Origin of the sequence: Paenibacillus sp. NPDC058367, assembly GCF_042723305.1 — a bacterium.
Taxonomy (GTDB): domain Bacteria; phylum Bacillota; class Bacilli; order Paenibacillales; family Paenibacillaceae; genus Paenibacillus_AQ.
In genome coordinates this window covers 1,267,802-1,290,230 of sequence record NZ_JBHXIZ010000001.1, presented here as the reverse complement: position 1 = coordinate 1,290,230, position 22,429 = coordinate 1,267,802, and the positions used below count along the sequence as shown (strand labels likewise).

22 protein-coding genes are annotated in these 22,429 nt (G+C 42.3%); 16 read left to right on the top strand and 6 right to left on the bottom strand.

Translation table 11 applies throughout. The features are described from left to right. The first annotated feature begins 235 nt into the window (after positions 1 to 235). Positions 236 to 574, top strand: a complete 339-nt coding sequence (locus ACFWMP_RS05760) for a hypothetical protein (RefSeq protein WP_341049218.1) — start codon at positions 236 to 238, stop codon at positions 572 to 574. A 16-nt stretch (positions 575 to 590) separates the two neighbouring features. On the opposite strand, the gene ACFWMP_RS05755 is transcribed toward ACFWMP_RS05760, so the two are convergent. Then, positions 591 to 1,280, bottom strand: coding sequence for a Crp/Fnr family transcriptional regulator (locus ACFWMP_RS05755; RefSeq protein WP_379422456.1), 690 nt, complete (start codon positions 1,278 to 1,280; stop codon positions 591 to 593). An 80-nt stretch (positions 1,281 to 1,360) separates the two neighbouring features. On the opposite strand from ACFWMP_RS05755, the gene ACFWMP_RS05750 reads away from it, so the two are divergent. Then, positions 1,361 to 2,119, top strand: coding sequence for an HAD-IIB family hydrolase (locus ACFWMP_RS05750; protein WP_379422454.1), 759 nt, complete (start codon positions 1,361 to 1,363; stop codon positions 2,117 to 2,119). Between the two features lie 117 nt (positions 2,120 to 2,236). On the opposite strand, the gene ACFWMP_RS05745 is transcribed toward ACFWMP_RS05750, so the two are convergent. From ACFWMP_RS05745 to ACFWMP_RS05730, 4 genes are all read right to left on the bottom strand, one after another. After that, entirely contained in the window at positions 2,237 to 3,436 is a 1,200-nt protein-coding gene (locus ACFWMP_RS05745) for an MFS transporter (RefSeq protein ID WP_379423522.1), read from the bottom strand. A gap of 66 nt (positions 3,437 to 3,502) precedes the next feature. Continuing rightward, positions 3,503 to 4,120, bottom strand: coding sequence for a sugar O-acetyltransferase (locus ACFWMP_RS05740; RefSeq protein WP_379422452.1), 618 nt, complete (start codon positions 4,118 to 4,120; stop codon positions 3,503 to 3,505). A 74-nt stretch (positions 4,121 to 4,194) separates the two neighbouring features. Further along, positions 4,195 to 5,235: an ROK family protein gene (locus ACFWMP_RS05735; protein WP_379422450.1), complete on the bottom strand. Its 1,041-nt coding sequence runs from the start codon at positions 5,233 to 5,235 to the stop codon at positions 4,195 to 4,197. Between the two features lie 273 nt (positions 5,236 to 5,508). Beyond that, entirely contained in the window at positions 5,509 to 6,018 is a 510-nt protein-coding gene (locus ACFWMP_RS05730) for a GNAT family N-acetyltransferase (RefSeq protein ID WP_379422448.1), read from the bottom strand. 124 nt (positions 6,019 to 6,142) lie between these two features. Between ACFWMP_RS05730 and ACFWMP_RS05725 the strand changes: the two genes are divergently transcribed. The 9 genes from ACFWMP_RS05725 to ACFWMP_RS05685 all read left to right on the top strand — a co-directional run bounded on the left by ACFWMP_RS05725 (position 6,143) and on the right by ACFWMP_RS05685 (position 16,634). Then, the gene (locus ACFWMP_RS05725; RefSeq protein WP_379422446.1) at positions 6,143 to 7,000 is read left to right on the top strand and encodes a LysR family transcriptional regulator; all 858 of its coding nucleotides are present in this window, start codon (positions 6,143 to 6,145) and stop codon (positions 6,998 to 7,000) included. Between the two features lie 141 nt (positions 7,001 to 7,141). Further along, positions 7,142 to 7,747, top strand: coding sequence for an RNA polymerase sigma factor (locus ACFWMP_RS05720; RefSeq protein WP_339269922.1), 606 nt, complete (start codon positions 7,142 to 7,144; stop codon positions 7,745 to 7,747). Next, positions 7,744 to 8,568 carry a hypothetical protein gene (locus tag ACFWMP_RS05715; RefSeq protein ID WP_379422444.1) on the top strand — a complete coding sequence of 275 codons (825 nt, stop codon included), beginning with the start codon at positions 7,744 to 7,746 and terminating at the stop codon, positions 8,566 to 8,568. Before ACFWMP_RS05720 ends, ACFWMP_RS05715 begins: the two co-directional genes overlap by 4 nt. Beyond that, positions 8,558 to 9,421 carry an ABC transporter ATP-binding protein gene (locus tag ACFWMP_RS05710; RefSeq protein WP_076283345.1) on the top strand — a complete coding sequence of 288 codons (864 nt, stop codon included), beginning with the start codon at positions 8,558 to 8,560 and terminating at the stop codon, positions 9,419 to 9,421. Before ACFWMP_RS05715 ends, ACFWMP_RS05710 begins: the two co-directional genes overlap by 11 nt. Positions 9,422 to 9,426: 5 nt before the next feature. After that, a complete protein-coding gene (locus tag ACFWMP_RS05705; RefSeq protein WP_379422442.1) occupies positions 9,427 to 10,554 on the top strand; it encodes a hypothetical protein in 1,128 nt (375 codons plus the stop codon). Positions 10,555 to 10,719: 165 nt separating this feature from the next. Next, positions 10,720 to 13,806, top strand: coding sequence for a hybrid sensor histidine kinase/response regulator (locus ACFWMP_RS05700; protein ID WP_379423520.1), 3,087 nt, complete (start codon positions 10,720 to 10,722; stop codon positions 13,804 to 13,806). Beyond that, complete coding sequence (locus ACFWMP_RS05695; RefSeq protein WP_379422440.1) at positions 13,803 to 14,915, top strand: response regulator; 1,113 nt, start codon at positions 13,803 to 13,805, stop codon at positions 14,913 to 14,915. Before ACFWMP_RS05700 ends, ACFWMP_RS05695 begins: the two co-directional genes overlap by 4 nt. 229 nt (positions 14,916 to 15,144) lie before the next feature. Next, positions 15,145 to 15,636 carry an RNA polymerase sigma factor gene (locus ACFWMP_RS05690; RefSeq protein ID WP_379422438.1) on the top strand — a complete coding sequence of 164 codons (492 nt, stop codon included), beginning with the start codon at positions 15,145 to 15,147 and terminating at the stop codon, positions 15,634 to 15,636. Continuing rightward, positions 15,633 to 16,634, top strand: coding sequence for an anti-sigma factor (locus tag ACFWMP_RS05685; RefSeq protein WP_379422436.1), 1,002 nt, complete (start codon positions 15,633 to 15,635; stop codon positions 16,632 to 16,634). Before ACFWMP_RS05690 ends, ACFWMP_RS05685 begins: the two co-directional genes overlap by 4 nt. Before the next feature lie 76 nt (positions 16,635 to 16,710). Here ACFWMP_RS05685 and ACFWMP_RS05680 read toward each other — a convergent pair whose 3' ends face one another. Beyond that, positions 16,711 to 17,055: a winged helix-turn-helix transcriptional regulator gene (locus ACFWMP_RS05680; protein WP_042186450.1), complete on the bottom strand. Its 345-nt coding sequence runs from the start codon at positions 17,053 to 17,055 to the stop codon at positions 16,711 to 16,713. Positions 17,056 to 17,228: 173 nt separating this feature from the next. Between ACFWMP_RS05680 and ACFWMP_RS05675 the strand changes: the two genes are divergently transcribed. The 5 genes from ACFWMP_RS05675 to ACFWMP_RS05655 all read left to right on the top strand — a co-directional run bounded on the left by ACFWMP_RS05675 (position 17,229) and on the right by ACFWMP_RS05655 (position 22,104). Next, positions 17,229 to 18,161 (top strand): aldo/keto reductase family protein, encoded by a 933-nt coding sequence (locus ACFWMP_RS05675; RefSeq protein WP_341125749.1) that lies wholly within the window; start codon positions 17,229 to 17,231, stop codon positions 18,159 to 18,161. Between the two features lie 30 nt (positions 18,162 to 18,191). Then, the gene (locus ACFWMP_RS05670; protein ID WP_341061626.1) at positions 18,192 to 19,040 is read left to right on the top strand and encodes an NAD-dependent epimerase/dehydratase family protein; all 849 of its coding nucleotides are present in this window, start codon (positions 18,192 to 18,194) and stop codon (positions 19,038 to 19,040) included. Positions 19,041 to 19,122: 82 nt separating this feature from the next. Then, positions 19,123 to 20,145 carry an SDR family oxidoreductase gene (locus ACFWMP_RS05665; protein ID WP_379422433.1) on the top strand — a complete coding sequence of 341 codons (1,023 nt, stop codon included), beginning with the start codon at positions 19,123 to 19,125 and terminating at the stop codon, positions 20,143 to 20,145. 152 nt (positions 20,146 to 20,297) lie between these two features. Beyond that, entirely contained in the window at positions 20,298 to 20,957 is a 660-nt protein-coding gene (locus ACFWMP_RS05660) for a class I SAM-dependent methyltransferase (protein ID WP_339802047.1), read from the top strand. Between the two features lie 124 nt (positions 20,958 to 21,081). After that, the gene (locus ACFWMP_RS05655; RefSeq protein ID WP_076300917.1) at positions 21,082 to 22,104 is read left to right on the top strand and encodes a CapA family protein; all 1,023 of its coding nucleotides are present in this window, start codon (positions 21,082 to 21,084) and stop codon (positions 22,102 to 22,104) included. The last annotated feature ends 325 nt before the right edge of the window (positions 22,105 to 22,429 follow it).

Here is a 22,429-nt window from a genome sequence, read left to right as displayed (position 1 = left end):
ATAGAACAGGTCGATTATGGTCAGATACCACCATGACTGACCTGTTTTTTTATATTCATTTTCCGGTGTTGTAGCTTGCGGTGTCCATCCAATATCCCTCCACTAGTAAAGATTTCAAAAGGAGTAAAGCACCCCCAAAAGGACTTTACTCCTTTTTAACATCTAGTCTAAGCTATGTTATTATTACCTTATATTTTCCTATAAATAACAAAATATAGAGTTGGGAGGTTTATGAATGAGAAGTAAGCGTAACTTGATAATGCTGTTATTGTTTGCTTTGACGATTATACTTTCAGCTTGTAATGATAAAAAAGCTGCGACATTGTCCATGGATGAAGTACGGGATCTAGCTCAGCAAGGCGAGGCGTTGTCGTGGAAGGATTTTGAAGGTTATCCCTTTGAAGACGTCGGTTCAGGTTTGTACATCCGCAAATATGAAATTAATGATGACTACCATGTATTAGTTGGTGGCGGAAGTGTTGATACAGCTCCTCTGTATATAAATCTTGTCAAAAGAAACGGAGAAAAGATCGATATCCGTTATGATGACATCGATCATTTTATCCTCAATTAAATGATGGGCTTTTAGGTTATTCAAATCTTATTCCGTTAGATAATTCATCCAAACGCTCCCAGTCGAGTACTACAATTTCTTGCTTAACTTTATATAAAATTTCCATGTCGGTGAGCCGCTGAATGACACGGTTTAAATGGCGGGGAGTAGTCCCAATTAACGAAGCTATATCTGGGATATAGGGTGTCTGAATTTCTTTTCCAAACTCACGTTGGAGTTGTATCGTTAATAAATAACTTGCAAACCTTTCCTCTACAGAGCCCAGCAAGTTCGTTCGGGATGCGGATGTGCAGGTTAGAAGCTTGTAAGAAAGATGTTTCAGCAATAAGTCTTTAAAGCTATGGTTATCCATTAGGTCAGACTCAACCTTTTGTTTCGGGATAAATAAGAGAGAGGTTTGTTGTACCGCTTCCACTTGTGATTGGACCACAACCTCCTGCACGTATTCAATGTCCCCGAATAATGACAAGGGTGAGCAGAACCGTAATAACAAGGATTTTCCCGTTCCCACACTAGAAGAGACCTTAGTACGCCCCTCCACTTGAACATAAATTCCGTCCAGCTCATCGCCCTCATGCAAAATGATTTCATTCTGCTCATAGACACGTAACTGAATTAAAGCATGTTTTGATGACGTGAATACTTGATTTAGATTAAATTGGGTAATGTAATGTGCTATAAGATTTGGATCCTGAATAGTTTTCATTGCGTGCTCCTTTTTGGACATCGGTCCTTTCTATTATATACGAACTCGTTATTATAGAGAAAAAGGGGAGGATACAGACGATGAAATTTATTTTTGATTTAGATGGAACCATATGTTTTAGCGGCAAACCTTTGAGTGAACGAATCGTACAAGCCTTGGATACTCTAATTGAAAAAGGTCATGAAGTTATTTTTGCGTCAGCCCGGCCTATTCGTGATTTATTACCTGTGTTGCCTGCACATATGCACCATTTTTCAATGGTTGGCGGGAATGGTGCATTTATTGCAAAAGGCGGAGAGGTTATTTCGACGATACATTTTGACGCGCAAACTTCGGACATCCTCTTGAAATTAATAGAAGAATTTAATGCAGCTTATTTGATTGACAGTCACTGGGATTATTCATATTCGGGTTCTGATGATCATCCCATTCGAAGAAATGTAGATCCAGAACAACGCGCCAAAAATGTGAGTCCATCTGAGCTGGATGAGCTTGTGAAAGTAGTTATTTTGAGAAGCCTAAACGGGGAACAGTTATTAGATCAGCTACATAAACTACCTGTTGTGATTTATAGACATGGTCAAGAGGACATTATAGATATTAGCCCTAAAGGCATAAATAAATGGACAGGATTACAACAATTAGGCGTAGAAATGCAGCAATTTATCGCTTTTGGTAACGATGCTAACGACATAGAAATGTTTAGACATTCCGCTCATTCAGTTTGTGTTGGAGAACACACAGAGCTTGGTGAATTGGCAACGGAAAAGGTGAGCAACGAAGAGGAACAAATTGTTAGAAAAATACTGGGGCTGATGAGTGGGCTGCAGATCGCTTAGTCCATCAACTGATGATCTTAGCTCGCCGTTCGGTGCAGCACATACAGGGAAGCTATAATTGAAATCCAAAAAACCTGCCGATTAAAACGACAGGTTTTTTAAGTATTATAGATGAGGTTAGATAAGTTCTTGGCGGCGATGTAAATAACGATATAGAATACAACCGGATATCGCGCATATCGCTGCACATAATCCGATAAAACCATAACCGGCTTGAAGTCCGCGTAGCAAGCCTGTTTGTGACTCCGCACCGTAAAGCCGCTTTACGCCTTCGATCACTGCCCCTATGGCATAGTTACCAATCACGCTACCTACTCCCATTAAAGTGACTGTAAATGTGATGGCGGTGTCGCTGCCATGTGGATATCTTTTCGCGATAAAAGCCATAACCGTTGGATAAATCATCGCAATCCCAATACCTGCTGCGGCGAATAGAAAGGCGAGCTTTTCACCACCCAAAATTGCGGCAAACGTACACAGGGCAGAGAAGGCTGAAAATATGATAAGCGATAGGTTAAATCCAATCTTATCAGTAACGGGTCCGAGCAGGAGTCTTGCTAACGAGAAGCAGAGAAAGAAGGTAGACAGCATCCCAGATGCAGTAACCGTATCCCACAGGTATGCTTTTTCAAGGAAATTTACGAGCCATCCGCCTACAGCAAGCTCCGACACTACTCCGAAGGAAAGGATAAGAACCATTAGCCATAAAGCAGGGTCACGGACAAGTGTTTTTAAGGGAATACGTTCCTCATGTGGAAGATCGTCACCCGGAAACGTACTCCGTAAGGCAAATAGAATAGGCAGTAAAGAAAGGCTAAGCATTATTAGATACATTCCGCGCCAATCCAGAGTATGACCGAATACACTTACCGTCATCAGCCCTGTTGCCAGTAGGGGAGCTAACGTGGAACTAAACCCGTAAAAGAAATGGGATAAGTTCATCATGGTCCCGGTATTTTTAACGAAGATACGTGCTCCCAGAATGGCAAGTCCAATCTCAAGCATTCCGTTTCCAATATACATCAGGAAGTATGAAGCCGAGAAGAGGGGATAGCTATGTGAGATGTAAATTAGAACGCCAGAGAATATCATGGATGCGAAAGCGATAATACTGACAGCCTTGATCCCCCACTTACGAACCAATACAGCTGTGAAGGAACAGGCGATCAAATAACCTAGTGCGTTTAGGGATAGAAGGGTACCCAGCTGCTTTTCGTCCAGACTGAAGTCAAACTGAATTCTTGGAATGGCTGGCCCTTTAATATTTTCCGATATCCCAAACACAATAAACCCCAAAAAGATCGTTGCCAATTGCATGGCATAAACCTTATTAAATCCGCCAAAACGCTTTTTCAACGTGAGAACCTCCAGAATCGGGTATCTTTATTGCTCGATGTCTCTGTAGTACTCTTCTTTAAGCTTCTCCCAGTGTTGTTTATCGTCCTCTGTAATTTCTCTTAGCACTCTGCAAGGATTCCCCACTGCGATTACATTGTCAGGGATATCTTTAGTCACGACGGAGCCTGCGCCGATGATTACATTGTTGCCGATATTTACCCCGGGATTGATAACGGCATTTCCGCCAACCCAGACATTGTTTCCAATGGTAATCGGTGTACCGAATTCGAGCAGACTAATACGAACGTCCGCATCTATAGGGTGGCCAGCGGTATATACGCTTACTCTAGGTCCAAAGAGAACATTCTCACCTATCGTTACTTTTGCTACGTCCAGGATAATGCAGTCGAAATTGGAGTAAAAGTTATTTCCGATGGTAATATTGCTGCCATAATCGCAGCGGAAAGGTGGCTCAATATGCAACGATTCACCCGTAGACTCGAATAATTGCTTAAGTAATTCTACTCTATATTCGCCTTGTTCTTCCGTCGTATTGTTAAATAAACGAGTGAGCATTCTGGATTTTTTGCTATCTCTAGCTAATTCTTCTCCACCAGCCATGTAAAGCTTTCCTGCAATCATATTCTCTTTGTTTGTTGCCATTCGTAATTCCTCCTGAAGTTCTTGTTGGTTTTAGATCCAATCCATAATGCAAATGTTAGGGTCATAAAAAATACTTACCGGCGCTTCTCAACCAGCTGCAACGAATAGGTCAAGCTTTCCAGCGTGATCGCAATTAATCCGTTCATGTAATAATCATCAGGGTGATCCAGCACAATTAGATGAGGCATATGCTCTTCTGGAATGAATGCCAGACAACTTTGATAGATATGTGGCACATCCTCTTGTCTAACTTGTTCACCTGTGAGCGCAATCGTCTCAGGGTTAATAACTGCCGTCAATGAAGCGATGGTATGAGCAGCCAATGGGATAAACGTTTCTGTCTGCCCCAAACGAATGAATTGCTCGTCACGAGAGATTCCAAACGGTAAAAATGAGACTTCGCCCGCGAATCTAGTATTGCCTTTGTGGATATGCCCGTCGATCATCATCCCTGCACCTGGAAAGGCACCTTTGATAAAGGTCAACACGACGATGGTCTTATCCTCTTCGTAATCCTGCTGTTTATAGAATCCGTAAACGGTTAGATTCATGTCATTTTCAACTGTGACTTCAACCTCGTATTTCTCTCTGAGGAGTGACTCTAAGGGAGCGTGAATTAAAGTGTTGATATCACAAATATTGATGACGCCTCGGTGAACCAGTCCCGGGATTCCAATGCCAACGGCTTTGATGTTGTTATAGGCTTGAATTAGTGTGCCTACTAAGTGATCAATGGTTGTAGCGTCAATACTCTCAGCCTTGATATATCCATCATCTACACGTTCGCCAACGGAATTCGTTACTGTATAGGTTAAGGATTGTTGGCCATCTTCAATTTTGGCATAGATGCATGCGATGTAGGAGAAATCGGCATTATAGATGAATCTTCGGGCCGGCCGACCTCCATTCGAAGCCTCCAGCTCCGTCTCAATGACTTCACCTGTCTCCATAAGCTCATTCAGAATATTTCCGCAAGTGGCAATACTTAACCCGGTGGCGGTAGCAATCGTTGATTTGGTTCCTTCTTTCATCGATTTCAAGGCTTGCTTGATGAGCTCCTGATTTATCTTTTTAACACGAATAGAATTGTTTGCGATTTGGTTTATTTTATTCACCTCTAGACTTTTGAAAATAGTTATTAAAAGTGTTATCAATACTATAACTTGGTGTTTTACAAATGTCTATATTAGTTGAACTTAAGATTTTTCTATTAAGGTAATTGTGTGACTGCGGTGAATGCTTGGACTTCCGGCCGCTGTTGTCCCCAGATTTTATATACCGTGTTTCACGGTTGAAATCCGGAGGCAAAGGCGGGCGCTATCGCTCCTACAGTTTCAAGCTTCCCCTTCGCCACTCTTCCTTTTAGAATGTTTTTAAGTTCAAAATGTCTAGCCAATAACCTTATAATAAAAAATCGTCGCATGTAAATCACCATTTGCTGATATTGCGTAGCTCGGTATACGTCCAGCTTGTATGTAATCCATTGAAGTATAAAGGAGATTGGAAGGGTCGCCTTCTCTTGTATCAAGCACTAATAACGATCGTTCTTCCTGCTTAGCTCTTTCTTCAGCCTTTTCCATAAGAGAACGAGCAATACCATTACGACGATAATTAGGGTGTGTCATTAGCTTTGCGATTTCGGCTCGATGCGTTCCGTTTGCTTTTGTACATAAATGTAGTTGTACACTTCCCACGATAATATCATTCATTGTTGCGACAAAAAGAATCACATCGGGCGCCAAAACATTGTGCCAATATGATGTAGAGTCTGACGGATCTAAGGGTGGTAAAAAACCAATGGAGGCTCCATCCTCCACCACCTGTATTAGAAGCTTTGAAAGCTCATTAATAGATTCCTTAATCGTAAATAATTGTTTGATTCTGACATTGCTAACCATATAAATTCCTCCAGCACTTATAAGTTTAAAAATATAGCGAAATCATAACTGAATACATATAATTTGTATAACGAATTTTATAGATCATAATCATTAATATTTTGAATCGTAGAGGGTGTTATCCATGGACTTATCTCAATTAGAAGCTTTTTTGGCGGTATGCAGAATTCGAAATTTCACCAAAGCCTCAGAGCATCTACATATCTCCCAGTCCGCCGTTACCGCAAGAATAAAAGCTTTAGAAAACTCGGTGGGCAAGGTGCTCTTTACACGTGATAACCGGAATGTTAGCTTAACGCAGGCAGGGATATCTTTTGTTCCATATGCTGAGCGGATGCTTCGTTTGTTTGAAGAGAGTAAGGTGACTCTATCCGAAGAACTGGAGAACTATATCATTTTGAGTGGACCCGGATCCGTATGGCATTATTATTACCTGCAGCATATTCTTTCATTTAGACGTGATCATCCCAAGGTAGCCATCAAATTCCTAAGTTATATTGATTCTAGCTATATGATACGTGATCTTTTACTGGATGGAATAGTCCAGGTTGCGATTAAATATGACCCGCCGGAACATCCTAAGGTGACCAGACATCTCCTGTTTGAAGATGAGATTATTCTGGTCTCCACACAATTAAGAGAAACGCCTGTAAGCAGGGAGGATTTTTTTCAGCGGGAGTATTGTCATTTAGAGTGGGGAGGTCCGTTTCCGGAATGGTTTACTAGTATCGTTGGAGCGGGCTATGTACCTATACTTCAGACTGATCACTCGATGATTATGCTGGACATGCTGCTACTAGGAGCAGGCTTTGGATTTTTACCACGATCTATAGCCCAACCTTATCTCGATCAACAGAAGCTATTTCAACTTCAATGTGCGTTAGACACGCCGATTATAAAAGCTTACGCTCTTTATTTAACTGAGAATGCAGAAGATATTCGTGTACGGCTTGGGCTGGAGATGCTTGGGGTAGATAGGTAAGTTGTATCAGGATTGTATCTTATTTTAGGCTAGTCAGAACCATGTTCTGGGTGGCTTTTTTATGTGGAATTATGGATTCTAGTAAAAATGTACATAGTAGGATGCGTCTAGTTCATAGGTGATTTCGTAATATGTAGTAGAGTGAAAGATTGGAGGGGAAATGAAATTAGCGAGGACAAATGGATCGTAGAAGCACAGCAAGGGAATGAAGCAGCAGTGGAGTTATTAATTCGGCATACCTATAGTGATGTCTATCGATTTATCAGATGGAAAATACATAATGATGAATTAGCTTGGGATCTTGCACAGACCGTATATGAAAAAGCATGGGCCAAGCTCGACAGGTATCAAAATGAACACGGAAGCTTTCGGGCTTGGCTGATGGCAATCGCACAAAATGTCTGCATTGACTATTTTCGCAGTAAAAGTACTCGGCAAGCAGAGTTGAACCAAAGCATATCTGATGAGATCACAGTTGACGAAGATTTTTTAGAAGGCATATTACTTCGTGAAGAGGTTAAAACGGTATACGCCGCAATCTGCTCACTTCCAGACGATCAAAGAGATGCACTCTTATTAAGGTATAAATATGAATTTACGTTTACAGAAATAGCTGCAATAACCCATGAACCGGAATCTACAGTGAAATCTAGGGTGAGCCGCTCTTTATTAAAACTACGTGAGCTACTTAAGCAGACCAAGCCAAATGCTTTATCCCACCCTTTTAAGAAAGGAGTTAAGAAATGAGCACTCAACGTAATGAACAAGATTATATGAAATTGAATTTACAGCACGAGATGACGTCAGAGGAACTGAAAGAGATCGTGACTCATATTAAGTATATTCCTGAACCGCCACTACTTGACGGTTTTGCAGAAGAAGCAATGAATCGATGGAGAAGCTCCAAGCGAGCTTTACCGGGGCAGGAATCGCCAGTTCCTCTATCGGCTCGGCAACAGATAAAGATTCTTTTTTCACAAGGATGGTGGAGAGAGCTTGTACTTGGCGTGATCTTGTTTGTAATTGGATATCTAGTTCTAAGTGTTACAGAGATGGTCAGTCCTATGTTTATTTTGTCTATTGTGGGTTGCATGCCTTTACTGGTGGTCGTCTCCCATACGGCGCGTAATACACTCTGTGGGATGGGTGAACTTGCACGGAGCTTTCGAATCCCTCTGCATAAGTATGTACAAGCACGCTTCCTTATAGCAGGTGTGATTTCAATACTGCTTAACCTTAGTGTTACCGCAATGGCATTCCCAGCAAGGGATCATGAACAGGTGTTCCGTACGACACTGTTATGGTTCATTCCGATTCTAATCAATGGGGCTGCAGCGTTAGTATTGTCTGGGCAGATCCGTAATTTTAGACATCTGACGACTGTGCTCTCCATGCTGCCTTTTTTTTGGATGCTTCTCTTTTCAGGAGAAGTGGTAGCGAACTGGGCAACCTCCGTCCAATTACTTGGATTGATGGGACTCACTATTCTGTCAGTAGCTATTTTTACGGTGGCTATGATCTTTCAATCCAGAGTGCTGAGAAAAGGAGGTTTTCTGATTGGAGCTTAAGCTGCAGGGTATCGAACATAATTTCGGCAAGAAACGGATTCTGAATAGCATTAACCTTACTATGTCTCCTGGTGTGTATGGCCTTCTAGGTCCCAACGGAACAGGAAAAACGACATTGATGCGTATTGTAGCAGATGTTCTATATCCAACTCGTGGAAAGGTACTGCTGAATGAACAGAACAAGGATGAGATGGGGGATTTGTACCGGGCTCAGATTGGTTATTTGCCACAAGATCTGGGGATGTACAATCATTTTTCAGCTCGCGATTTCTTGTATTATGTTGCCGCTCTAAAGGGGCTGTCCAAGAAGGAGGCAGGCGACCGTATAGAGGTGTTGGCTCAAACGGTGAATCTATCTGGAGAGATGGATAAAAAATGCGGAAAGTATTCCGGCGGCATGAAGCGTAGACTCGGCATCGCTCAAGCTTTGCTTAATCATCCGAGCATTCTCATTCTGGATGAACCGACGGTAGGGTTAGATCCTATGGAACGCGTGCGATTTCGAAATCTGATTTCTGAAATTTCAGCTGAGCGTATTGTTATTTTGTCAACCCACATCGTTTCCGATGTCGATCATATCGCCAAGCAGGTGCTTCTGATGGGGCGAGGAGAGCTACTCCGTCAAGGAACGATTAAGGACTTGACCTTTGATTTGGAAGGGGAGGTTTGGGAGGCAGATGTCCCTGGACGGATGCTCGCTCAAATCGAAGAAAAGGGTACTGTGGTTAACGTACAGCAGACAGATAACGGATTAGCGCTTCGGGTAGTTAGTGAAGATCCACCATGTGAGGACGCAAGGTTAGTGAATCCTTCACTAGAGGATGTATATATGCACTACTTTCGGAGGGGATAATTCGCATGAGACGTCTGATTATATTTGAGTTCCGTAAAATCATGATTCCTAGAGTCTGGATTTCCATAGCAGGAGGTTTGGCGATTGCAATTTTCTATTTTATCAGCTTCTATCCATCCGGTACAAATAGTCTGTTGGTTGTAAATAAGGAAAAACCCGAAGTTATCGCTGCACATACGGGACCAATTCAACCAGAGTTAGCTCTTAAATACGCACCAAGGCTTAAAGAAGAATATGCCGAGGATAGCGTGGGATCTAAAGAGCAAAAAATGACTCGAATTCTGGAGCAGCGTTATGCAGCTTCGGCTTATAGTCTGGATCTATTCAATAAAAATTTGAACGATTTAAGAGGGCAGAAAGCTCTGCTGGAGAGGCAGGATCAAGGGTCATATGTATTAAAAGATGTTACGAAAAGACTTTCAATGCTGGAAGGAATTCGGCCGCCCGGATTTTATGTGACAAATGACTGGGGATCTCTGTACAGATTTTTTTCAATCCCGGGTGTAGGCAACATGCTGATAGGTCTGATTCTAGTCTTCGCTTTGGCACCACTATATTCCGGTGAGGCAAATTACAGAATGGATTCACTTATTCTATCCAGTAAATATGGAAGATTAAAGATTGTTACTGCAAAATTGTTAGCGGGATTTATAGTAACCGGTGGCTTTGTGACACTTTTTTACGGTGTATGTGTATTATTTTCTTGTTTGCCATTTGGTTTCGTGGGTTGGAATGCGCCCTTGAATAGTTACTTTGTAGAAAGCCCATATAACTTAACCCAGCTTCAGGGCATGCTCTTAAAATATGCCGTAACCTTGCTAGCAGCATGTGGCCTTTTATTATTGACTGCGCTGATCTCCGCTTTGTTTCGGAGCAGTCTAAGTACTCTTGGACTAGCGGCATGTTTAGTCATGTTGCCTTATTTCTCACTGCCAGGTGTTGTTGGTGATTGGATAGATTTTTTGCCATCAGGCGTAATCATGAGCACATCCTTAATCGAAAAATATGTATCTTATAATATTTTTGGTATACCGATATTGCATCTGACCGTATCCATCGTTTCGGTGATAGTTATAGGTGTGATTGCTACGCTACTCCTTCCAAAGGCGTTTGAACGTCGATTAAAGGCTTGAAATGTAGATAGACGCCTACCTAACCGATTATACTGAGTAACGTCAGCAAACAATTAGAGTGTCTGGAAGTGACTTACAGGCGGGAATTTGAGAGATTTTTGTGAGAGCAGCGGGGTAGAATGGTAGAATTACTCGCTTGTGAGAGGAGCCTGAAGGTTGAGGACGATGAAATATCGTGGAATAGTTGGGATGGGGTTGTTTTTTATCCTTGCCTTTTCCCTATTAGTAAGTATTATTTCCCCAACGATTCAGGACCAAGATACCCCGGTGGCCAAGCAGGGCGTACTGGATTTGTCGAGCTGGGACTTTGAGAAACAGGGATTAGTTAATCTAGACGGAGAATGGGAGTTTTATGAAAATAAATTACTGAGTCCATCTGAGATTCAGCAAAGTATAGATAAGAAATCTACATATCTATCTGTCCCAGGCACATGGAAAGGCAAGATCATAGAAGATGGAATGGACCGTAAAGGGGCTGGCACCTATCGACTTAAAGTGTTGGTCAAAGATTCGGATGAGATTCTTGGTTTGAAAATAAGAAGTATCCGTATGTCTCAAAAGTTGTTTATCAATGGGAAGCAAGAAGGAGAGGACGGGGTTCCTTCGACGGAAAGTGAGTCATTTAGACCAGGGAATACTCCGTATACTGTATTTTTTCAATCTAATACCCAAGAGATAGAAATTGTAATTCAAGTGTCTAACTTCAACTTTATTACTGGGGGGATCGTGAATTCAATCCCACTGGGCGTGCACACGGATATTACAAAACTGAACAGTATTCAGACGGGTACTGACATTGGAATTATATTGATCCTGGGGATGTTTGGAGCATATCATCTCAGCTTCTATTTCGTTGGGCGTAGAGAAAAGGCCTATTTGCTCAGCGGTTTATATTTGCTTATTCTTTCTTTGAACAATTCTCTATATGGAGAGAAGATATTTCAACAGTTACTACCCCATTTCCCTTTTGAATCAACTTACAAGCTATTGGAAATAAGCCAGTTTGTCGGTTCGATTATCATTATTATGTTTTACTGCTCGGTCGAGTCCCGGTTGATGTCAAGTAAGAGGATGAAGATTGTGTTGTCTCCATTTGTCCTATATCTTGTATCGGTTTTGGTGCTCCCGTATGGTGTACACATTCGTATGAAGTATCTATTTGTAACCTATCTTGGAATCGTTATGGTGGTAATCATAGTCAGAATGATCTATTTATATGTTCGCAGCCAGAGCCAGACGACGGATCGAAAAGAACTGTTTTTGTTCATTGGCGGTGCGATTTCGCTCCTGATATTTTTCTTTGATGTAAGTCTTTACTCTGAAAATGTTCTGCAGACCGATTTGGTGGGTAAATGCGGAGTCATTGGTTTTATTGTTTTCTTCAATATTATGTTAGCTGTACGATTCTCAAACACTTATGATAAGACAGAAATGCTGTCCCGTCAGTTGCTAATCTCAAACCAGCTTAAAGATGAATTTCTGATGAACACTTCTCATGAGATCAAAACTCCGCTGCATGGCATTATGAATATGACATCCTTTTTATTAGAAGATGGCGAAGATAATCTGTATCCATTACAGAAACAGAATCTTTGGTTAATTAAGGACACTTCTACAAAGCTGTCTATGCTCATTCAGGATTTGATTGATGTTAGTCTTTTGAAGCATGGAGAATTACGACTACAGCAGACAGTGGTTGATCTAAGGGTGGCTTCACAAATTGTATTTGATGTGTTGCAGTTTGAGCTCGCAGGGAAATCTGTGCGATTAGATAATCAGGTGGAACCCGATGTTTGGGTGCTTGCGGATGATAGTCGATTAAGACAAGTCATGTACAATTTAGTTCACAATGCGATCAAGCATACGGATAAAGGATTTATTACCATAAAAGCTTATGTAGAGGGAAATACAGTATCTGTTACGGTGGAAGATTCAGGAACTGGGATATCCCCTGATATGCATACCGCCATATTTGAATATTTTGAACAAGTCGATAAACCACTTCCGCAAGATGGTTACACAGGAATGGGTGTGGGTCTGTATATTAGCAGAAAGCTAATTGAGCGGATGGGCGGTGAGATTCGGGTGGATTGGTCTGAGGTTGGTCAAGGCACTCGAATGATCTTCACCTTGCCCAAAATCGAGCGGATCCCAGGCTACCGCGAAGTAGCAGCTACAGGGGTGGGGCAGCACGCGCATTTTGAGCAGACCTCGCTTGATATAGTGGATCAGAGTGGATATACGATCTTAATTGTGGATGATGAGGCCTCTAACATTCATATTCTACTGAATATTTTAAGACGGCATCATTACAATGTAATTACGGCGTTTTCAGCGAATGAAGCAATGGACAAAATGGAGCAATACCCTAATATGGACCTAGTTATATTAGATGTCATGATGCCGGGGATTTCAGGAATTGAGTTGTGCCGAACGTTGCGGGTGCGTTACTCCATTCTGGATTTACCTATTTTGTTTGCTACAGTAAAAGACGCGCCAACAGATATTGCGCTTGGCTTCAGGGCTGGGGCGAATGATTATATAACTAAGCCATTTGATGGGGAAACGCTGATTGCGAGAATTCAAACGCTGATTGCAATGAAGACATCGATACAAGAAGCGATACGAAATGAGTATGCCTTTCATCAAGCGCAAATCAAACCGCATTTTCTGTATAACGCACTGAGCAGTGTGATCTCTTTCTGTTATACAGATGGAGAGAAAGCCGCCTATTTGTTATCCATGTTAAGTCAATACATCCGTTATATTCTCGATATGGACCGTTCCACTTTAGTTGTTCCTTTGCACCGGGAGTTAGAGCTGATTCAAGCCTACGTGGAGATCGAAAAAGCGCGTTTTGGAGAACGGTTTGATTTTATTTTTTATATGGATGAGGGTCTGCGTTCTGTTGAAATCCCTTCCTTATGTATTCAGCCATTTGTTGAAAATGCGATCAGACATGGATTGTTTGAAAAAGAGGGTCAGGGCAGAGTTTCGCTCACGGTTCAAGCAGGTAGTAACTATATGAAAGTTATCATCGAAGATGATGGTGTGGGTATGCCAGATGACTTGCTATATCAATTAACTGGAGACGAGCAGCCGGATGGCAGTATTGGAATCCATAACATTCGAAAGCGTCTAGGCGCTATACCCGGAGCTACCCTAACCATTCATTCCGACCTTGGGTTTGGGACCAAAGTAACAATGTATTTACCAGCAAGCCTTGGGGGCATGGAGGGAGAAACACGATGATTCGTGTAGTGATTGTTGAAGATGAGAAGCCAATTTTGAATTTGATGAAGGTACTGATCGGTCGTAATCCAGATTATACCATTAGCGGGGCCTTCTCAAATCCATTAGAGGCACTGGAGTGCATACCTGATTTACAACCGGATGTCGTGTTTATAGATGTTGAAATGCCTAAGATGAATGGTATTGAGCTGGCAAGCAGAATTCAGAAGCTGATGCATCAACCGGAAATTGTATTTACAACAGCTTACAAGAATTATGCACTGGAAGCATTCGAGGTTAGTGCACTAGATTATATACTTAAGCCAATAACACCCGAAGCGATCAACAGGGTCACTGAACGACTTATTAAACGAATGAGACCTGCGGTGATCCTAGAGCCAAAGAAAACGAGGCCTATGATCCGCTGTTTTGGCGGATTTGAAGTTTGTGATTCAGAAGGCAAGCCCATTCATTTTCGAACGCGCAGAGCAGAGGAATTATTCGCATATTTTCTATGCAATGCAGGTCGTTATATCAGTAAATGGAGAATAATTGATTTGTTATGGCCAGATATGCAGGATGAGAGAGGGGCATCTAACCTGTATAATACGATTTACCTTTTGAAAAAAATGCTAAAAGAAAAGGGCTTCGGCATGGAAATCCGTAAAATGAATGATGGTTATATGCTGGAGACCGGAAATGAAAGTTATGATGCTCTTGATTATCAAAGGTTTCATTTAGAAATGGCTGAAGGGAAACAAAACACTACTCAAATGGAGCGGCTTTGTTTCTTATATCAGGGGCCCCTGCTGGATGGGAAGCCTTATCTATGGAAGATTTCGCTGGAGGAAGCTTACTGCAAGTATTTCACAACCTGGACTCGATTGCTAGTGGACAGTGATTGTGCTACTCAGGACTGGCATAAAGCGGAGCAACGATTAGAAAAGTTCATAAGCTTATATCCGCTGCATGAAGAAATGAACCAGCAAATGATTGATATTTATGCCAAACTTGGAAATAAAGAAAAAATCGCACGGCTCTATGAGAAATTCGAGATTGCTTATCGTACGGAGCTGGGAATGGTTCCTTCAACAGAGTTTAAAGATTATGTAGCTGCATATCTGGCCTAAAATTTGATGCGGACTTGGTATTTCAAAAGGCGTATGTTACTAGTATCAATGAATCTTCTATAAGTGAATAAATAATATTTTTTAAAAAGCACCCCTTTACGCTATACGGTATCTATATACTGTTAGCGGTAAGGGGATTTTTTTGCGAAACTTTTCTTTTATAAGTTTTTTCTACTATCAGCTAACATTTCGAGAACTTAACCGTTATACATACGAAGGGAGGTGCAGGATGAAGCCCGGGCAGCTACATCAGATACTTCAACCGAAAATGTTAGAAATCCAAAAATACTTGATTCGTCTCGGGGCACCTGCAGCCGACGCGGAGGATATCGTACAAGATACGGTATATAAGTCACTTTTGTATATCGATTCTATTGATGAGAACAAATTCAGTGCATGGCTATATAAAGTAGCGATTAATCGTTATTATGATCTGTGCCGCCGCAGCAAACGGATAGTCATTCCTATTGATTATGTGGATATTCCAGACATGGAACTGCCGGAGGATCATGTGCTGTTAAAAGAGAAACGAGAGGACATCGAACGTGTACTAGATGAGCTTCTTCCTCTCCACAAACAGCTCATTATTATGAAGTACGAGCTGGAGCTGTCCTATCAGGAGATAGCTGAGCTCCTTGGGATCACAACGGATACAGTCAAATCGGCATTGTTTCGTGCCCGCAAGCAATTTCAAAAAAAATACAGAGGTGAAGCGGAATGACGGCTCCATGGGAACAAAAGAATGATCAAAGTCTTTCGAAAATAATTAAGAAAGCAAAACGAAAAACAATGATCCGTAATACGGTCATTTCACTGATCGTGACCATTATAGTATTGTTCGGTGGCATGCTGGGTATCTCTCAACTGACAAGCTGGTTAGCGATGCGTGGTCTGGATGAGGAGAGGATTATGATGGAAATTAGCAGTCCTAATCTTCATGAACTGAGAACTGAGCTGGATTTAGGCTTTTTATCGGGCAAAGTTGAACTGAGTACGTACAAGGTTGTTGAGGGTGTACCTGTCGTGTGGGATACTAAAAAGCTGGAATTCAGTATGAGCAGCCGCTTTTCTCTGCTTAATAGGGGGTACTCTAGTATTAATGTTCCTGATCCAATAATGACTAGCCAAAATTATGAATATTACCGAGGATATAACAGACAAAATGGACAGCGGGAAATGATGTTCTATGTACCTGGGGTGAATTATAACGGAAAGGTGTTGAATGACCTACCTGCACTTGAACAAATGGAACCTGGTAAGCTGGTAGAAATGGCAGTTTCATTTGATAAAAGCTATACACAAGCAGAAGTAGAGAAGATGCTGCCAACAGAGCTGACACAGAAGTGGTATTGGGTAGATACGTATGACAATAAAAAGAAGCTTGAGTTTATTACGAATGACAGCAGCCCGAATAAATATGCATTACCGGAATCAGCGAGACAAGTATACGGTTACGGTGTCAATTGGGAAGGGTTATTTAAACCGAAACCAGAGGATTTTTTACAATCACTAGCATATGGGCTTCAGAAAGAGGGCAAGTATTACGGAGAATTTGAGCGAATCTCGAACTATTTGAAAAAGGATAAAGTGGCACCAGATGCCAGTGACGTACAGCTATTGGGAGTTGTTGTTACAGGCACTGCTAAGGAGCTGCAAAGCCTTAGAGGAAAACCGTATGTAAATACGGCAGTATTCGGCGCGGTTGTTGATAAATACTAGATCGTATAGTAAAAAAGAAGCCCCGGGAACGATGATCCCGGGGCTATTTTGATCATATCACAACCTACCATTTATGCTACGTCCATTTGGCCGACCATAGTTTCATTTCCTTCAAAATTTGATGCAAATCCTCACCTTTTGGAGTTAAAGAATATTCCACTGTTACCGGTACGGTAGGAAAAACATGGCGTTCTAGCACACCGTGTTCCTCTAAATGGCGTAGAGTACTAGTCAAAGCACGAGGGCTGACATTAGTGATTTTTCGCTGAAGCGCTCCAAAGCGTTGGGTACCGTCGAATAACTCTCTTAGTACGAGAAAAGCCCATTTTCCGCCCAATACCTCAAGTGTTTTTTCTACATTACATTCAATAGTAAGTGGGGTTTTAGGGATATAATTATTGCTAGATTTAGCTGTTGTCAAAGAATCTCCTCCTGTTTTGGTGCCACTATACTCTTGTATAGTAACTACTCTAGAGATCATATAGTAAACTAAATTTCACTTCTTCCTATTATATACAAACTATTCTAGAATGAATATGTGCGTTAGGCAACCTGCCGAAATCATAACACGGAACTATGGAAGGAGCAGTTATTATGAAATATCGTAGATTAGGTGGAACAGGCCTAAAAGTTAGCGAGATTAGTCTGGGAAGCTGGCTGACATACGGAGGATATGTAGAAAGAGATAATGCTGTTAAAGCCATTGAAACCGCTTACGACCTAGGCGTGAATTTTTTTGATACGGCAAATGTTTACGAAAAGGGTGCTGCTGAGAAAGTGCTAGGCGAGACCTTGCGGAACTATCCGAGAGAATCCTATGTGCTGGCCACTAAAGTGTTTGGCGAAATGGGGACAGGGCCTAACGATCGTGGTCTATCCCGCAAGCATATTACGGAACAATGTCACGCAAGCTTGCAGCGTCTCGGTGTAGAATACGTGGATATTATGTATTGCCATCGTTTTGATACGGAAACTCCAATTGAAGAGACCTTACGTGCGCTGGATGATCTGGTTCGTCAAGGCAAGGTATATTATGTCGGTGTAAGTGAGTGGACTGCGGCGCAAATGACAGATGCGCTAGCTGTAGCAGACCGCTATTTACTGGATCATATTGTGGTTAACCAACCGATTTATAATATGTTCGAACGTTATATTGAGAAAGAAATTATTCCGCTAGGCGAGCGACGTGGCATTGGACAGGTTGTTTTTTCTCCACTGGCTCAAGGGCTGTTAACTGGTAAGTACAACGCGGACATCCCTGAAGATAGCCGTGCGGCTAAGCTGGATCGGTTGAAAAAGGCGATTACAGAAGAGAGGATTGAAAAGGTTCGCCAACTAAGCGGGGTAGCTGCGGAGCTGAATATTTCTGTGGGAAATCTGGCTTTGGCTTGGATTCTGCGTCAGCCTAATGTAGCAAGTGCGCTAGTGGGTGCCAGTCGTCCGCAGCAGGTCGAAGAGAATGTTAAGGCTTCGGGAATAGAACTTTCCGAGGATATTTTGAAGAAAATTGAAGAGATTCTTAACTAGAGATAGATTCATAAAAAAGGAGATATGATCATGGCGAAAGTAGTTGTTACTGGCGGAAGCGGGATGCTCGGCAGATGGGTGGTCCGGCATTTTGTTGAGCAAGGGTATGAGGTTGTGAATGTGGATACGCAAAAATCTCCAGATTCCTTGTGCCAAACGATCATTGCTGATTTGAATAATTTAGGTGAAGTGTACGGCGTACTTGCAGGCGCTGATGCAGTTGTGCATCTGGCTGCGATCCCAGCCGCAAATATAAAGACGAGTGAAGTCACCTTTCAAAATAATGTAGTATCCACCTATAACATTCTGGAGGCTGCTGCTGGACTAGGCATTCGCAAAGCAGTTATTGCTTCCAGTGAATCCTCTTATGGCATCTGTTTTGCGGTTAACCCGTTGGGACCCCAGTATGTACCGATGGATGAAGATCATCCACAACTTCCTGAAGACAGCTACGGTCTATCTAAAGTTGTGAATGAAAAGACAGCAGAGATGTTCCAGCGCAGAACGGGCATACAAGTCGTTTCCCTAAGAATCGGAAATGTCATTGACCCATCGACGTATGAACGTTTCCCTTCCTTCATTCATGATCCCGCGCAGCGTGATCGGATTCTGTGGAGTTATATTGATACACGGGATGTAGCGACAGCTTGCCAATTGGCGATTGAAACGGACGGATTGGGCGCAGTTGCTCTTAATATATGCGCAGATGAGACCAGTATGGCTGTTCCTAGCAGAGAGTTAATGGCCGCACGTTATCCAGAGGTGACGGATTTCCGCCAGCCGCTGGAAGGCCATGAGTCGTTACTCAGCAATGCGAAGGCGAAGAAGCTGCTGAATTGGCAGCCAAAGCACTTATGGCGTGATTACGTTAAAGAATAAATGACGATCCAGGTTTACTTTTACTATAAATGAGAGTTCAAAAAGTACGGTTTTTGAACAACCTCTATAAGGAGCGTGTGAAATGAAGGTATTATTTATCGGAGGTACGGGACTGATTAGTCAGGCTGTATCCCCGATTGCCGTAGAACAAGGAATAGAGCTGTATTTGTTCAACAGAGGACAAAGAGGCGAATTCGTTCCGGATGGGGCGAAGGTGATTCAAGGTGACATTCGTAATCCGGCGGAGGCTGCCGAAGTATTGCGAGATTATGAATTTGACGTAGTGGTAGACTGGATTGCTTTTACACCAGAACATGTGCAGAGAGATATTGACCTGTTTACAGGTAAAACGAAGCAGTACATTTTTATCAGCTCGGCCTCGGCTTATCAGAAGCCACAGCGTAATTATATAATCACAGAAGAGACACCTCTGGAGAATCCTTATTGGGAGTACTCGAGAAATAAAATTGCCTGCGAGCAATTATTGATGGAGGCACACAAGAGCATCGGATTCCCGGTTACAATTGTTCGTCCTTCCCATACTTACGGAAATACTGCTATCCCTGCGGCACTCACGAGCGGACAGCATCCTTGGTCCTTGATTGATCGTATCCGTCGTGGCTTGCCTTTAGTCATCCATGGAGATGGAACATCTTTGTGGACACTGACGCATAACTCAGATTTTGCCAAAGGGTTCGTCGGATTGCTTGGGCATCCGGAAGCGATTGGGGAGGCCATTCATATTACTTCTGATGAGGTGTTGAACTGGAATCAGATCTATGCGGCCATTGGGCAAGCGGCAGGTGTGGAGCCGAAAGTGGTTCATATCGCTACAGACTTTATCACAGCCTTCTCCCCTCCAGGGACGGCGGATGGCTTGATCGGCGATCAAGCGGTCAGCAGTGTTTTTGACAATCGTAAAATCAAACGTCTCGTGCCTGACTTCCAGGCTGCCGTTCCTTTCTCTGAAGGGATAAAGCAGTCAATTACTTGGTTCGAGGCTCATCCAGATCAATGCACGGTTGATGCGGAATGGTCTGCTTTACTAGATCATTTGATCGAGAAACATGGAGTTCAGGCCAAGCCTCTATCCTTTTACTCATAAGATTTGTACGGTTAATATTTAAAGACGGTCTGTTCCTAAGGGAGCAGCCGTTTTTTTGGGTTTGTCTAGCTCAATGTAAGGTTATGGAATGAATCAGCAAATCATGAATATACTCTCACTACCTTAAATTCCGTTAAAAAGGAGTCCTGGCCATGCCAACACATCCCTTTGTCTCGCGTTTTTTTGTAAACTCAGATGCAAGCCGTGAGAAGTTAATTTATGATTTGCCAGAATCCTGGTGGAGCCGTCCCTTTGAATACGAGTGGTGTATTAACTTTATTTCTCCACATGGTGTGGTGCTGGATGCTGCTTGTGGAATTCCTCATCCCTTGAAATTTTATTTAGCTGGGGTATGTGCAGAGGTTCATGCTTGCGATATGGACAGCAGGGTTATTTACCGGGAGGACATCCTAGATGCGATTACTGATGAGATCGGGGAAAAAGCGGCAAAGCAGGTTATAGCTAGAAGAACGAACAACTTGCATCTTGCTCAGGCCAATCTTGCGGCTCTTCCATATGAGGACGAGAGCTTTGACACTATTTTTTGCATATCAGTGCTGGAGCATTTGACCTTAGAGGATACGGTCGGCACTTTACGGGAATTTCACCGAACGTTGAACGAAGAAGGGCTGCTCGTGCTAACGTTTGATTACCCGACGGTAAACTTAAATCTTATGAATGATTTGCTGCTGCAGGCTGGATTTCAATATTGGGGGGAGACGGATTTTGAGTTGCCTGCAGATGCTGTGTCCACAGATTTGTGGGGTGGGTTACAATGCTTCCGGGCTGTTTTGAAAAAATCAAAGGGATAACAGGTCTTCTTACCCTTAAATTAGTAATCTATTTCCAGTAAGCTAGAATAATAGCTATTATAGATTCCATAATGAGGATAGGAGGCTGTATTTTTTGAGATTAGGGTCGAATGTACTGCGCAGCATGCTACTTACTACACTTCTATTATCACTGATTCTCCCTTCGACGATTGCATCTAGTGCAGCTTCGCCATCTTCAGAACCTATCAGACTTGCTTTTGCTGGTGATATTCTCTTGGACGGTTTTGTGGGTGATCAGATCGCGAAATACGGAGTGAACTTTCCGTTTGTGAAAGTCGCACCTACCTTGCAAAAGGCAGATATCGCCTTCGCGAATCTGGAAACGCCAGTGTCTATTCGAGGGAAGGCAGCAGAGAAAACCTTTGCCTTTAGGTCTAAACCAGCAGTGCTTAGTGGCTTAACCTACGCTGGGATTGACGGCGTTTCTTTGGCTAATAATCACATTTTAGATTTCGGAACAGACGCTATGCTCGATACATTGGTGCATCTGGATCGAAACAAGATTGGCCATACAGGAGCTGGTGAAAATGTAGAGGAAGCGTTCAAACCGTATACAAGGACGGTAAAGGGGAAGAAGATCGCTATCTTAGGTGTAAGTCGAGTGCTTTCAGGCCCTTCTTGGTATGCCGGCAACAATAAACCGGGAGCTGCCTCAGCGTACACCTCGCAGCCTATGCTTACGGCTATCCAGAAGATGTCTAAGGAGAATGATTACACGATTGTGTACATTCACTGGAATGAAGAGTTTAAGGATTATCCTGAACAATACGCCCGCAAGCTAGCCAAACAGATGATTGATAGTGGTGCAGATATCATACTCGGCGCACACAGCCATTGCCTGATGGGCATCGAATACTACAAAAATAAACCGATCTATTATTCACTTGGAAACTTTGTGTTTAATCGTTCAACACGTGGTGGAGAAAAGACACTTCACTCGATGCTGGTGAATTTTGAGATTAATGAGGCCAAGGTGACTAGTAAGATTACGCCAGTCAAAATTATTGGTGGACAGCCGAACTTCATGGACGATTCTTATAATAAGAAGACGATCAAGCTAATGAATAGCCTATCTTATAATGCAATTATTGATGCGAATGGCAGGGTTACGGAGAAGCCATTATAACGATAGAATAGATCGACCAGAGATCACTGGTCGGTTTTTTTTGTAATTAAATTCAATTAATTATACTAAATTTATCCAATATTTGATCTTTCTATTAATAATATGTAATACTTATATTAAATCAGTACATAGTAGAAAGCTGGATTGTCGAAAAAAGTAGATGCATAAAGCATAAATAGTCTGTATTAACTCTACTAAACGTTTCTTTGCTCTGATATACGTCGGAGTGTTTCCAGACTTGATGTATTGGGTAAATGAGGGTATCAATTGGGATACTCTGCAAGCTGATTTGTAATCGCAATGTTGGATATTTATTAATTTCAAG